Source organism: Microcella daejeonensis, assembly GCF_026625045.1.
GTDB lineage: Bacteria > Actinomycetota > Actinomycetes > Actinomycetales > Microbacteriaceae > Microcella > Microcella daejeonensis.
Window position 1 is genome coordinate 1,380,647 of the sequence record NZ_CP113089.1, and the last position, 13,078, is coordinate 1,393,724.

14 protein-coding genes are annotated in these 13,078 nt (G+C 73.6%); 12 read left to right on the top strand and 2 right to left on the bottom strand.

Annotated features, from left to right (window positions below):
• Positions 1-10: 10 nt before the first annotated feature.
• A complete protein-coding gene (gene coaA, locus OVN18_RS06740) occupies positions 11-970 on the bottom strand; it encodes a type I pantothenate kinase (protein ID WP_267738874.1) in 960 nt (319 codons plus the stop codon).
• 93 nt (positions 971-1,063) lie between these two features.
• Here coaA and glmS point away from each other — a divergent pair, with 93 nt between their 5' ends.
• From glmS to OVN18_RS06780, 8 genes are all read left to right on the top strand, one after another.
• Positions 1,064-2,914: a glutamine--fructose-6-phosphate transaminase (isomerizing) gene (gene glmS / locus OVN18_RS06745; RefSeq protein WP_267779960.1), complete on the top strand. Its 1,851-nt coding sequence runs from the start codon at positions 1,064-1,066 to the stop codon at positions 2,912-2,914.
• Positions 2,915-2,943: 29 nt separating this feature from the next.
• Complete coding sequence (locus OVN18_RS06750; protein WP_267738876.1) at positions 2,944-3,321, top strand: holo-ACP synthase; 378 nt, start codon at positions 2,944-2,946, stop codon at positions 3,319-3,321.
• A complete protein-coding gene (gene alr, locus OVN18_RS06755) occupies positions 3,318-4,412 on the top strand; it encodes an alanine racemase (RefSeq protein WP_267779962.1) in 1,095 nt (364 codons plus the stop codon). The genes OVN18_RS06750 and alr overlap by 4 nt, the downstream gene beginning before the upstream one ends.
• Entirely contained in the window at positions 4,409-4,930 is a 522-nt protein-coding gene (gene tsaE / locus OVN18_RS06760) for a tRNA (adenosine(37)-N6)-threonylcarbamoyltransferase complex ATPase subunit type 1 TsaE (RefSeq protein ID WP_267779963.1), read from the top strand. Before alr ends, tsaE begins: the two co-directional genes overlap by 4 nt.
• Positions 4,914-5,570 (top strand): tRNA (adenosine(37)-N6)-threonylcarbamoyltransferase complex dimerization subunit type 1 TsaB, encoded by a 657-nt coding sequence (gene tsaB, locus OVN18_RS06765; protein ID WP_267779964.1) that lies wholly within the window; start codon positions 4,914-4,916, stop codon positions 5,568-5,570. The genes tsaE and tsaB overlap by 17 nt, the downstream gene beginning before the upstream one ends.
• Positions 5,567-6,052 carry a ribosomal protein S18-alanine N-acetyltransferase gene (rimI, locus tag OVN18_RS06770; RefSeq protein ID WP_267779965.1) on the top strand — a complete coding sequence of 162 codons (486 nt, stop codon included), beginning with the start codon at positions 5,567-5,569 and terminating at the stop codon, positions 6,050-6,052. Before tsaB ends, rimI begins: the two co-directional genes overlap by 4 nt.
• Positions 6,053-6,137: 85 nt before the next feature.
• The gene (gene tsaD / locus OVN18_RS06775; RefSeq protein ID WP_267779966.1) at positions 6,138-7,178 is read left to right on the top strand and encodes a tRNA (adenosine(37)-N6)-threonylcarbamoyltransferase complex transferase subunit TsaD; all 1,041 of its coding nucleotides are present in this window, start codon (positions 6,138-6,140) and stop codon (positions 7,176-7,178) included.
• Between the two features lie 94 nt (positions 7,179-7,272).
• Complete coding sequence (locus OVN18_RS06780; protein ID WP_267738885.1) at positions 7,273-7,752, top strand: DUF4190 domain-containing protein; 480 nt, start codon at positions 7,273-7,275, stop codon at positions 7,750-7,752.
• A gap of 100 nt (positions 7,753-7,852) precedes the next feature.
• Here the strand turns inward: OVN18_RS06780 and OVN18_RS06785 are convergent, their stop codons facing one another.
• Positions 7,853-9,031, bottom strand: coding sequence for a class I SAM-dependent methyltransferase (locus OVN18_RS06785; protein ID WP_267779967.1), 1,179 nt, complete (start codon positions 9,029-9,031; stop codon positions 7,853-7,855).
• A 134-nt stretch (positions 9,032-9,165) separates the two neighbouring features.
• Between OVN18_RS06785 and groES the strand changes: the two genes are divergently transcribed.
• The 4 genes from groES to OVN18_RS06805 all read left to right on the top strand — a co-directional run bounded on the left by groES (position 9,166) and on the right by OVN18_RS06805 (position 12,963).
• Positions 9,166-9,462: a co-chaperone GroES gene (gene groES, locus OVN18_RS06790; protein ID WP_168914950.1), complete on the top strand. Its 297-nt coding sequence runs from the start codon at positions 9,166-9,168 to the stop codon at positions 9,460-9,462.
• Positions 9,463-9,570: 108 nt separating this feature from the next.
• Complete coding sequence (gene rarD, locus OVN18_RS06795; RefSeq protein WP_267779969.1) at positions 9,571-10,518, top strand: EamA family transporter RarD; 948 nt, start codon at positions 9,571-9,573, stop codon at positions 10,516-10,518.
• Between the two features lie 153 nt (positions 10,519-10,671).
• Positions 10,672-11,472, top strand: coding sequence for an ABC transporter substrate-binding protein (locus OVN18_RS06800; RefSeq protein ID WP_267779970.1), 801 nt, complete (start codon positions 10,672-10,674; stop codon positions 11,470-11,472).
• A gap of 222 nt (positions 11,473-11,694) precedes the next feature.
• The gene (locus tag OVN18_RS06805; RefSeq protein WP_267779971.1) at positions 11,695-12,963 is read left to right on the top strand and encodes an ABC transporter substrate-binding protein; all 1,269 of its coding nucleotides are present in this window, start codon (positions 11,695-11,697) and stop codon (positions 12,961-12,963) included.
• The last annotated feature ends 115 nt before the right edge of the window (positions 12,964-13,078 follow it).

Sequence of the window (13,078 nt, forward strand, 5' to 3'; positions counted from 1 at the left end):
GTCGGATCGATCAGATCTTGCGCAGCAGCACCGTCGAGACGGCGTGATCGCGCTCCTTGCGCAGCACGAGCGAGGCCCGCGCCCGCGTGGGCAGAATGTTCTGCACGAGGTTGGGCTCGTTGATCTCGCGCCAGATCTCGCGCGCCTTGCGCACCGCCTCGTCGTGATCGAGCGCCGCGTACCGGTGGAAGTAGCTGCGCGGATCGGTGAACGCGCCGCGCTGCAGGGCGAGGAAGCGATCCTCGTACCACTGGGCGATGTCGCTCGTGCGCGCGTCGACGTAGATCGTGAAGTCGAAGAGGTCGCTCACGGCCAGCGAGGCGCCGGGCCCCGGGGGCTGCAGCACATTGAGGCCCTCGACGATGAGGATGTCGGGGCGGCGCACGATGATCTCGGCGTTCGGCACCCGGTCGTACGTGAGGTGCGAGTAGACCGGCGCGCGCACCTCCTCGGCTCCCGCCTTGATGCGGGAGACGAAGCGCAGCAGCGCACGGCGGTCGTACGACTCGGGGAAGCCCTTGCGGTGCAGGATGCCGCGCCGCGACAGCTCGGCCGTCGGCAGCAGGAAGCCGTCGGTCGTGACGCGCTCGACCCGGGGAGTGTCCTCCCAGCGGGAGAGCAGCTCGCGCAGCAGGCGCGCGATCGTCGACTTGCCGACGGCGACGGAGCCGGCGACGCCGATGACGAAGGGCGTGTGCGGCCGACCGTCGCCGAGGAACGCCCGGGTCGCGGTGTGCAGCTGGCGAGCGCCGACGGCGTAGAGGCTCAGCAGCTTGCTCAGCGGCTGGTAGACCTCTTCCACCTCGCGCAGGTCGAGCTGATCGCCGAGGCCGCGCAGCTGCACGAGCTCGCGCTCGTCGAGCGGGTGCGGCGTCGCCGGGGCGAGGGCTGACCAGCGGGCCCGGTCGATCTCGACGAAGGGGCTCTGGTCGCGGGGACTTGATTCGCGCACCGCGCTGGCCTCGGACATCCGCCCCACAGTACCCCTGACCGGGCCCGCGCCCTCGCGCGGCGGGCCGCCCGAATCGTCGGGCGCCGGAGCCGAGCCGTAGAATCACCTCTCATGTGCGGAATCGTGGGATACGTCGGAACCCGAGCCAGCGTCGATGTGCTGCTCGGCGGTCTGAAGCGCCTGGAGTACCGGGGCTACGACTCGGCGGGCGTGGCCGTCATCGACGCCGACGGCACTCTCGACACCCGCAAGCACGCGGGCAAGCTCGGCGTGCTGCGCGATGACCTCGAGGCGACCCCGCTCTCGCGCGGCACCACGGGCATCGGCCACACCCGGTGGGCGACCCACGGCGGGCCCACCGACGAGAACGCGCACCCGCACCTCGGTGACGCGGGCAAGCTCGCGCTCATCCACAACGGCATCATCGAGAACTTCGGCGAGCTCAAGGCCGAGCTGGCCGCTGCCGGGCACACCTTCTCCTCCGAGACCGACTCCGAGGTCGCCGCGCTGCTCGTCGGGGATGCCTACCGCGCCACCGGAGACCTCACGACCGCCATGCTGCAGGTAGTCGGCCGGCTCGAGGGCGCCTTCACCCTGCTCGCGGTGCACGCTGACGCCCCCGATGTCGTCGTCGGCGCTCGCCGCAACTCGCCGCTCGTCATCGGGCTGGGCGAGGGCGAGAACTTCCTCGGCTCCGACGTCGCCGCCTTCGTCGAGTTCACGCGCCACGCGATGGAGATCGGCCAGGATCAGCTCGTCACCATCCGCCCGGGCTCCGTCGAGGTCGTCGACTTCCACGGCAACCCCGTCGAGACGAAGACCTTCGAGGTGAACTGGGACGCCTCCGCCGCCGAGAAGGGCGGCTGGTCGAGCTTCATGGCGAAGGAGATCAGCGAGGAGCCCGAGGCCGTCGCGAAGACCATCCTCGGCCGCGTCGAGGACGGCCTCGTGCGCATCCCCGAGCTCGCCGGCCTCGACGACGACACCATGCGCGCGATCGACCGCATCATCATCATCGCCTGCGGCACGGCCGCCTACGCCGGTATGGTCGGCAAGTACGCGATCGAGCAGTGGGCCCGCGTGCCGGTCGACGTCGAGCTCGCGCACGAGTTCCGCTACCGCGAGCCGGTGCTCTCGCCGAACACCCTCGTCGTCTCCATCAGCCAGTCGGGCGAGACGATGGACACCCTCATGGCCGTCAAGTACGCCCGTGAGCAGGGGGCTCGCACCCTCTCGATCTGCAACACCCAGGGCGCCACGATCCCGCGCGAGTCCGACGCGATCGTCTACACCCACGCCGGCCCCGAGGTGGCCGTCGCCTCGACGAAGGCCTTCGTCGCGCAGATCACCGCCACGTACCTCTTCGGGCTGCAGCTCGGGCAGGTGCGCGGCACGCTCACCCCGGAGGCCGCCCGCGAGCTCGTCGCGGAGCTGCAGTCGGTGCCGGAGAAGCTCACCGACGTGCTCGCGAACGGCGAGCGCATCCGCGAGCTCGCGGGCTGGATGGCCGACACCCGCTCGGTGCTCTTCCTCGGCCGGCACGTCGGCTACCCCGTCGCCCTCGAGGGCGCGCTCAAGCTCAAGGAGCTCGCCTACATCCACGCCGAGGGCTTCGCCGCGGGCGAGCTCAAGCACGGGCCGATCGCGCTCATCGAGCCGGGGCAGGTCGTGTTCGTGATCGTTCCGAGCCCGCGCGACGAGAACTCGCTGCACGCCAAGGTCGTCTCGAACATCCAGGAGATCCGCGCCCGCGGCGCGCGCGTCATCGCGATCGCCGAGGCCGGCGACGTCGCGGTGCTGCCGCACGCCGACGAGGTCATCCGCATCCCGCTGGCATCGCGCTTCTTCGAGCCGCTGCTCGCCGTCGTGCCGCTGCACATCTTCGGCATGGAGCTCGCGGCCGCGAAGGGTCTCGACGTCGACCAGCCGCGCAACCTGGCGAAGTCCGTCACGGTTGAGTAGCGACGGCTGATGCGGGTCGGGGCGCGGTCGTGATCGCGGGCATCGGCGTCGACGTGGTCGACCTGGCCCGCTTCGAGCGCGCGCTCACCCGCACTCCCGGCCTGCGCGCCCGCCTGTTCACCGAGGGGGAGCGCGAGCTGCCCCTGCGCTCGCTCGCCGGGCGGTTCGCCGCGAAGGAGGCGCTGCTCAAGGCGCTCGGGCAGACCGACGGCGTGCGGTGGCACGACATGGCGGTCGTCGCCGGCGACGATGGCGACCCCGACTTTGCGCTGGCCGGGCGCGCCGCCGAGATCGCGGCCGCCCGCGGGATCGCGCGCATCCACGTGTCGATGTCGCACGACGCGGGCATCGCCACCGCGTTCGTGATCGCCGAGACCGCGGGCGCCCCGGAGGCGGCCGCGCGATGACCGCCCGCCCGTTCCGCGAGGCGCGCATCTCGATCGAGGCCATCGCCCACAACGTCGCCCTGCTGCGCCGCCTCGCGCCGAGCCGTCACCTGATGGCGGTGGTGAAGGCCGACGGCTACGGGCACGGCGCCGTGACCGCCGCACGCGCGGCCCTCGAGGCGGGCGCCGATCACCTCGGGGTCGCCGACGTCGTCGAGGCGCTCGAGCTGCGCGCCGCGGGCATCGACGCCCCCGTGCTCGCCTGGCTGCTCGACCCCGCCGGCGATCTCGAGCCGGCCCTCGAGTCGGGCATCGCGATCGGCGTGAGCTCCCTCGCCCAGCTCGACCGCGTCGCCGCCGCCGGGCACCGGCCGGCCGTGCACCTCAAGGCGGACACCGGGCTCAGCCGCAACGGAGCCGTCGAGGCGGAGTGGGGGGTGCTGCTCGAGCGCACGGCGACCCTGGTGCGATCCGGCGCCGTGCGTCTGGAGGGCGTCTTCAGCCACGTCTCCGGCACGAGCCCCGACGACGACCGCGCGCAGATCGCGGCCTTCGAGCGGTTCCTGGATGCTCTGCGCGCGCACGGCCTCGAGCCGGGCATCCGCCATCTCGCCGCCTCGGGCGCGGCGCTCGACCTGCCCGAGAGCCGCTACGACATGGTGCGCGCCGGCATCGCCCTCTACGGCCTGCCGCCGGCCCCGCACCACCGCGGCCTGGAGCTGCGCCCGGCCATGCAGCTGAGCGCCGCGGTCGCGGCGGTCAAGCGGGTTCCCGCGGGCAGCGGGGTCTCGTACGGCTACCGCCTGCGCACGTCGGCGTCGTCGACGCTCGCGCTCGTGCCGCTCGGCTACGCCGACGGCGTGCCCCGTGCGGCGGAGCACGCCCCCGTGCTCATCAACGGGCGCACGTTCCCCGTCGTGGCGCGCATCGCGATGGATCAGCTCGTCGTCGACGTCGGCGAGCACCCCGTGCAGGCGGGCGATCGCGCGGTGCTCTTCGGCGATCCGGCCAGGGGCGAGCCGAGCGCCGAGCACTGGGCGGATGCGGCCGGCACGATCGGCTACGAGATCGTCACGCGGATCGGTCGCCGCGTGACGAGGACGCGGGCATGAGCATCCGGCTGCGCATCGCCGACCCGGAGGCGATGGAGGCCCTCGGCGCCCTCATCGCGCGCGAGCTGCGCGCCGGCGACGCCGTGCTGCTGACGGGCGAGCTGGGGGCGGGCAAGACCACGTTCACCCGCGGGCTCGGAGCGGCGCTCGGGGTGCGCGGAACGGTCACGAGCCCCACCTTCGTGCTCGCCCGCACCCACCCGCGCGAGGGCGGGGGAGCCCCGCTCGTGCACGTCGACGCCTACCGGCTGGGCGATGCGGCCGAGCTCGACGACCTCGACATCGACTTCGCCGGCTCGATCGCCGTCGTGGAATGGGGCGCGGGGCTGCTCGAGCACCTCGTCGACGAGTGGCTGAGCATCACGATCGTGCGGCCCACGGGCGCGGGTGCCGCGGTGCCCTCCGACGGAGGGCCGAGCGACCCCGACGAGGCTCCGATCGAGCCCCGCGAGGTCGTCATCGCGGGCATCGGCGAGCGCTGGGCCGACCTAGGCTGGTTGCATGCTGCTGGCGATTGACACCTCCGCGGGCACGGCGGTCGCGATCGTCGACGACGACGGCCGGATGCTCGCCTCCCGCTCCACCCCCGACACGCGCCGGCACGCCGAGGTCATCGGCCCGTTCCTCGCCGAGGTGCTCGCCGAGGCCGGGGTTGCGCACGCCGGGGTTGCGCACGCCGGCGCCGCGCACGCCGGGGGGGCTGCGCTCACGGGCGTCGTCGCCGGCATCGGCCCGGGCCCGTTCACCGGCCTGCGCGTCGGGATCGCCGCCGCCCGCGCCGTGGCGCTCGCCCGCGGCCTGCCCCTGCACGCGGTGCCGAGCCACGACGCGGTCGCCCTCGCGCAGGTGGTCGGGGGCGTCGCCGCCGGACGCTTCGCCGTCGTCACCGACGCCCGCCGTCGCGAGGTCGCCGTCACCGTCTACACGGCGCAGCTGCCCGTGCCCGTCGTGCTCGAGCCGCCCCATCTCATCGCCCGCGCGGCCTTCGTTCCCGCGCACGACGTGCCGGCGTTCGAGGTCGCCGAGATCCCCGCCGTCGAGCTCGCGCGGGTGGCGCAGGCGCGGCTCGCCGCCGGCATCCGGCTGCCCGAGGCGGCGCCGCTGTATCTGCGCGCTCCCGATGTGACCCTGTCGAGCCCGAAGCGGGTGACCGGATGACCGGGGCCGACGCGGGGCGCGGGGCGGGCATCCGGCTGCGCGATGCCGAGTTCGCCGACCTCGACGCGATCATGGCGCTCGAGACGGCGACGTTCCCGACCGATGCCTGGAGCCGCGACATGATGGCCGCCGAGCTCGCGAGCCCGCACACCGCCTACCTCGTGGTCGAGTCGGGCGAGGAGGTCGTCGCCTACGCGGGTCTCAGCGCGCCGGCGGGCGCCGAGCAGGCCGACATCCAGACCATCGCGGTGGACGGGACCCACCGCCGGCTCGGCATCGGCACGGTGCTCGTCGAGCAGCTGCTCGGGGCGGCCCGGGCGCGCGGCGCCGCCGAGGTCTTCCTCGAGGTGCGCGCGGACAACCCGGGCGCCGAGGCGCTCTACGTGCGCCACGGCTTCGCCCGCATCGCCGTGCGGCCGCGGTACTACCAGCCCGACGGGGTCGACGCGATCGTGATGCGGAAGGTGTTCGCGGATGGGTGAGGTGCCGTCGGCGGGGACCGCCGCCGGGACTGGCGTCGCGGCGACGGCCAGAAATGGCCGTCGCTCTGAGCTCCAGCGTCCTTTGGTGCTCGGCATCGAGACGAGCTGCGACGAGACCGGCGTCGGCATCGTGCGCGGCACCGAGCTGCTCGCCAACGTCATCGCCAGCTCGATGGACGAGCACGCGCGCTACGGCGGGGTCGTCCCCGAGATCGCCGCGCGCGCTCACCTCGAGGCGCTCGAGCCGACGATCCGCGCGGCGCTCGCCGAGGCGGGCGTGACCCTCGCCGAGCTCGATGCCGTCGCCGTCACGAGCGGTCCGGGCCTCGGCGGCGCCCTCATGGTCGGCGTCGGCGCGGCCAAGGCCCTCGCCATCGCGCTCGACAAGCCCTTCTACGCGGTCAACCACCTGGTCGGGCACGTCGGCGCCGATCTGCTGCGCGACGATGCGGGGGATGCTCCGCTCGAGCTCCCCACGATCGCGCTGCTGGTCTCGGGCGGCCACACGAGCCTCCTGCACGTGCGCAGTCTCACCGACGACGTCGAACTGCTCGGAGAGACCATCGACGACGCCGCCGGCGAGGCCTTCGACAAGGTCGCCCGCCTGCTCGGGCTGCCCTACCCGGGCGGGCCCCAGATCGACCGCGCGGCGGCCGAGGGAGACCCGCGGGCCGTGCGGTTCCCGCGCGGGCTGAGCCTGCCGAAGGATCTCGAGCGGCACCGCTGCGACTTCTCGTTCTCGGGCCTCAAGACCGCGGTCGCGCGGCACGTGGAGGCGCTGCGCGACGCGGGGGAGGAGGTGCCCGTCGCCGATATCGCGGCGAGCTTCCGCGAGGCGGTGGCCGACGTGCTCACGGCGAAGGCGATCGCGGCCTGCCGCGACCTCCGGGTGCCCCGCCTGCTGCTGGGCGGCGGGGTCGTCGCCAACGCCCGGGTGCGGGCGCTCGCCGCGGAGCGCGCCGAAGCGGCGGGGGTCGCGCTGCGCATCCCGCCGCTGTCGCTCTGCACCGACAACGGGGCGATGATCGCCGCGATCGCCGCGCAGCGCATCATGGCCGGGCACGGGCCGTCCGATCTGGGCGTCGGGGCCGACTCGACCCTGCCGGTGACGGTCGTGCAGGCCTGAGCGGCCGCGTTGACACCCTCCCGCGCGCCCTGACACAGTGGTGCCGACGCGTCCTCGCGTCGCGCTGACCACCCCAGCCTCAGGAGCCCCCCTCATGACCGACGTCCCTCCCGCACCGCAGCCGCCCGAGCAGCCGGCGACGCCCGGCGGAACCACGCCGCCGCCGCCCGCCCCGGAGGCTCCTGCGGCGCCCGCCGCCCCGACCGCGCCGCCCGCGAACCCCTACGCGCAGCAGACCTCCGCCCCGTACGGGCAGCCCGCCGCGGCGCCCTACGGCAGCCAGGGCTACGGCGCCCCGCAGGAGAAGACGAACGTGCTCGCCATCGTCTCGCTCTCGCTCGGCATCGCGGCCTTCATCGTGCTGCCGTTCCTCGGCTCGATCGGCGCCATCATCACCGGTCACATGTCGCTCGGCCAGATCAAGCGCACGGGCGAGAAGGGCCGCGGCCTGGGCCTCACCGGCCTCATCCTCGGCTACGTCGGCATCGCCCTCGCGATCCTCATCATCATCGGCTTCATCGCGATCTTCAGCATCGCCGGGACGTCGAGCATGATGTACGACGACTTCAGCTGACGCCACCGCAGCATCCGACGGCCCGCCCGCGCACCCGCGCCGGCGGGCCGTCGTGCGTGCGGCGCCGCGATCGCGCGACCGAGTGGTGCTCGCCGCCCGCTCAGTCGCAGCGCTCGACGAGCAGCGCCGCCCGCTCACCGGCGACGCGGGTGAGCACGAGGGTCGCCGAGCCCTCGCCCTGGGGCTTGAGCTGCTTGCGGAACGCCGCCGGGTCGATGTCGACCCCCCGCTTCTTGATCTCGACCGTGCCGATGCCGCGCTGCTTGAGCTCGCGTCCGATGCGCTTGGCATCGAGGGGCCAGCGCTCGAGCACGCGGAAGGCGCGGGCGAAAGGGGTGCTCTCGAGCCGGTCGGCGGTGATCCACGCGATGGTCTCGTCGAGCATCCGGCCGCCGAGGCGGCGCGCGAGGTCGCCGATCAGCCGGGCGCGGATGACGGCGCCGTCGGGCTCGTAGAGGTACTCGCCGAGGTCGCCCGCGGGGGCGTCGGCGCTGTCCTGCGCCGCGGTGAGCTCGGCGGAGCCCTCGGCGCCGAGCACCAGGGCGGCCCGGCCGATGCCGTCGCGGGCGAGCGCTCCGCTCCACAGCACGAGCTCGACGACCTCGCCGCCGTCGCTCACCCACTGCGCCTCGAGGCCCTCGGGCAGCAGCGCGCGATCCATGCCGGGCGCGAGCTTGATGCCCGTGGGGCGCTGCGCGGCGAGCGCGAGGGCCGCATCGAGGCTCGGCGAGAAGTCGTCGGGGGAGGAGAGCCGGCGCGCGCCCTCGCGCCGAGCCGGATCGAGCCAGAGCCCCTCCGCGCGCTCGACGTCGAACGCCGTCGCGTCGCCGAGCTCGACCGTCGTGCGCACCCACGGGGCGAGGTTGTACGAGGCGACCGCCGCCGTCGCCTCGTCGCGCTCGACCGCCGTCACCCGCAGGTCGAGGGCCGAGAAGGCCATGCTGTCGCCGCCGATGCCGCAGCCGAGATCCGCCACCGACCCGAGCCCCGCGGCGCGGAACCGGCCCGCGTGCTGCGCCGCGACGGCGAGCCGGGAGGCCTGCTCGAGGCCGGGCGCGGTGAAGAGCATCCGCTCGGCGAAGGGGCCGAACTTCGCGACCGCCTTGCGACGCAGGCGGTACTGGGTGAGAACAGCGGCGACGCGGGCGGGCGGATGCCCCTCCTTGCGCAGGCGGCTGACGAGCCGCACGGCGTCGGGCGCGCCCTCGCTCGGCGGCAGCTGCTCGAGCAGCCCCAGCGCCTCGGGGGTCAGCAGCTCGCGCAGCTCGCTCGTGTCCATCCCCCGATCCTGCCAGGCGCCGCCGCGCTGGCACTCGGATTGCACGAGTGCTAATCCCTTCGGTACAGTGGAACTGGCACTCGCACCTCGAGTGTGCCAACTCCCTCATCGTCTTAGGAAAGAAGAGGTCAACCGTGTCGGTCTCCATCAAGCCGCTCGAAGATCGCATCGTCATCACGCAGGTCGAGGCGGAGCAGACCACCGCCTCCGGGCTCGTCATCCCCGACACCGCCAAGGAGAAGCCCCAGGAGGGCGAGGTCGTGGCCGTGGGCCCCGGCCGCATCGACGACAACGGCAACCGCGTGCCGCTCGACGTCGCCGTCGGCGACAAGGTCATCTACTCGAAGTACGGCGGAACCGAGGTCAAGTACGACGGCCAGGAGTACCTGGTGCTCTCGGCCCGCGACATCCTCGCGGTCATCGTCCGCTAGAACGCGCACCCTCGCCGAACGGCCCCCGCCCCTCCATCCGGAGGACGGGGGCCGTTCGCATGCGGCGGCCGTCCAGTCGGCCCGCCTCGCGGGCGTACGCTGGCTCCCGTGACCGAGCCGCGCCCCTCCTCCTCGGGCCTCGCGCTCGCGATCGGGGCCTACGGCCTCTGGGGCTTCCTCCCCGTCTACTTCCTGCTGCTGGCGCCGAGCGGGCCGATCGAGATCGTCGCCTGGCGCATCCTGCTCTCGCTCGTGTTCTGCGGGCTGCTCATCGCCGTCATGCGCGGCGCGAGCGGCGTCGGCCGCCTCGTGCGCGACCCGCGCATCCTCAAGCTCAGCCTGCTGGCGGGCATTCTCATCGCCGTCAACTGGCACGTGTACCTGTACGCCTCGCTCAACGGCTTCATCGTCGAGGCCGCGCTCGGCTACTTCATCAACCCCATCGTCACCGTCGCCCTCGGCGTCGTGCTGCTGCGCGAGCGCCTGCGCCCCGGCCAGTGGGCGGCCGTCGGCATCAGCCTCGTCGCCGTGATCGTGCTCGCGGTCGGCTACGGCGAGCTGCCGTGGATCTCGCTCGTGCTCGCCTTCTCGTTCGGCTTCTACGGCTACGTCAAGAACCGTATGGGGCCCGCGGTCACCCCCGTCGGCGGCCTCACCCTCGAGACGGCCTGGCTCGTGCCCATCGCCGTCGCCGAGCTGGTCTGGGTCGCGAGCCTCGGCGGCGGCATCACGCTCGGCCAGCAGGGGGCGGGCCACGCGGTGCTGCTCGCACTCGCGGGCGTCGTCACCGCCGTGCCGCTGCTGCTGTTCGCCGCCGCCGCGCGCCGGCTGCCGCTCTCGGTCATGGGCTTCGTGCAGTACTTCGCGCCGCTGCTGCAGTTCGCCTTCGGGGTCTTCGTCATGGGAGAGCCCATGCCGCCCGAGCGCTGGGCGGGCTTCGCGCTGGTGTGGGTGGCCCTGGTGGTGCTGACCGCCGAGGCGATCCGGCACCGGCGTCGATCGCGCGCGCCCCAGCCGGCGCCGATGCCCGAGACGGGGCCCGTCACGACCGTGTGACGCGGGCGGTCCGGGATGCCGATGCCGGGCATCCCTCGCCGCCACGGGCGCGGCGCGCACCCGGTGCCGCATCCCGGCAGTAGCGTGCCAGCAGCGCCCGCCCGATCCGCGTGCCGCTGCCCCCGCTCCCCGTCCTCGGAAGGACCGGCTCCCATGCGTCCCCACCCCGCCGTGCTCGCCCCCGTGCTGGCCGCCGCGCTCGCCGTGACCCTCGCCGCCTGCACGCCGGCCGGGTCGGAGCTCGAGCCCGTCGCCGAGCCGAGCCCGAGCCCGACAGCCACGGCGCCCGAGGCCTCGGGTGACGGCGTGCTGCGCATCGCGACCCTGCTGCCGACCCCCGACGACCTCGCGGGCACCGGCCCGGCGCGCATCGCCGCGGTCGAGGCGGCCGTGCGCGACATCAACGCGAGCGCCGGCGTTCTCGGCGCCCCCGTCGAGGTGCTGCACCGCTCCGCCGGCACCGCCGAGGGCGACCGGCTCGACGCCGGCGTCGCCGATCTCGTGGCGCGCGGCGTCGACGTCATCATCGGCCCGTCCGACCCCGCCCTCCTCGACCGGATGCTCCCGCTCGTGCAGGAGGCCGGCATCGTGGTCCTCGTCCCCGCCTTCGACGGCGCGGCCGCCACGGCGGGCACGGAGGCCGACGAGTCGCTCCTCGCCCGCCTGCGCCAGTCGGATCCGGCGGTGCAGTCGACCGTCTCCGCACCCGAGGCGTACGACGCCGTCGTGCTCGCCGCCCTCGCGGCCGTGCTCGCCGACGACGACGCCGGGGCCTCGATCGCCTACGCCCTGCCCCGGGCGCTGGCCGACGGCATCCCCTGCGCCTCGTACGGCGAGTGCCTCTCCGTGCTCGAGACGGAGCCGGCCATCCTCGTCGAGGGGCGCACGGGCGGGCTCGCCGTCGAGGCGACCGCGGAATCGGACGGCCTCATCGTCGGAGTCGCCGCGGGCTGAGCCGCGCGGGGCGCCGACGCCCGATCCGCATGCGGAATCCGTCGTCCCGGGCGTGCAGCGCGACAGATTCCGCACCCTCGAACGGGGGGTTCGCTCGTTTCCCGGTGTTACAGGGATGTAATGCCAACGTATTGTGCGCGTGTCCTGCCCCCCGTACGGTGACAGGACGGCGACGGCGCCATGCCATCGCTTCCTGAACACATTCCCTACGCAAGGAGCACCATGGGCGTTTTCACCACGGCTAAGGCCGGCCGCTCGCGCGGCGCCAAGGCAGCACTGAGCGGTTTCGCTCTCCTCGGCGCCAGCGCCCTCATCCTCAGCGGCTGCGCGGCGACCCCCGCCGCCGAGGACACGACGGACGAGCCCACGGGCCCCCGCGAGGACCTCACGCTCAACATCGGCACGATCCTCCCGCAGTCGGGTGCGCTCGCGTTCCTCGGCCCGCCCGAGGAGGCCGGCGTCGCGCTCGCCGTGCAGGAGATCAACGACGCCGGTCTCGGCATCGAGATCAACGCCATCTACCGCGACTCCGGTGACACCACGACCGACACCGCCACCGTCTCGGTGACCGACCTCCTCTCGCAGGACGTCTCGGCCATCGTCGGCGCGGCCTCGTCGGGCGTCTCCTTCACCGTCATCGACCAGATCACCGGCGCGGGCGTCGTGCACTTCTCGCCCGCCAACACCTCGCCCGACTTCACCACCTACGAGGACGACGGCCTCTACTTCCGCACCGCCCCCAGCGACCTGCTGCAGGGCGAGGTGCTCGGCAACGAGATCGCCGCCGACGGACGGTCGACCCTCGGCCTGCTCGTGCTCAACGACGCCTACGGCACCGGCCTCGCGGCCGCGCTGACGGAGACGTTCGAGGCGGCCGGCGGCGAGGTCGTCGCCCAGGAGCTCTTCAACGAGGGCGACACGAGCTTCGACGCGCAGATCTCGTCGATCACGGCGGCCGACCCCGACGCCATCGCGGTCATCACCTTCGACCAGGCCAAGGTCGTCGTGCCGTCGCTCGTCGGCGCCGGCTACCCGGGCGAGGACCTGTACTTCGTCGACGGCAACCTCGCCGACTACAGCGCCGACTTCGAGCCCGGACTGGTCGAGGGCGCCAAGGGCACCCTCCCCGGCCCGGCACTGGACGACTCCTTCCGAGAGCGCCTGCTCGAGGTGGACCCCGAGCTCGACGACTTCAGCTACTCGGCCGAGTCGTACGACGCCGTGATCCTCATCGCTCTGGCCGCTCTCGCCGCCAACTCGACCGAGGGCGCCGACATCGCGGCGAAGCTGCAGGAGGTCTCGGGCGGTTCCGGCGACGGTGAGACGGCGACCGACTTCGCGTCGGCCGCGCAGATCATCCTCGACGGCGGCACGGTCGACTACGACGGCCCCTCCGGCCCGGTCACGTTCGACGAGAACGGCGACCCGACCGAGGCGACCATCGGCATCTACCAGTACCTCGCCGACAACACCTACGAGCGCATCAACTAGTCACCGCAGCTAGTCGATCACTCGAACGAAGGGCCCCGGCATCGCGCCGGGGCCCTTCTTCGTGCGAGGCGGGGCGGAGCCGGTGACGGCCGGTGCGCGATCGGCCCGCTCATCG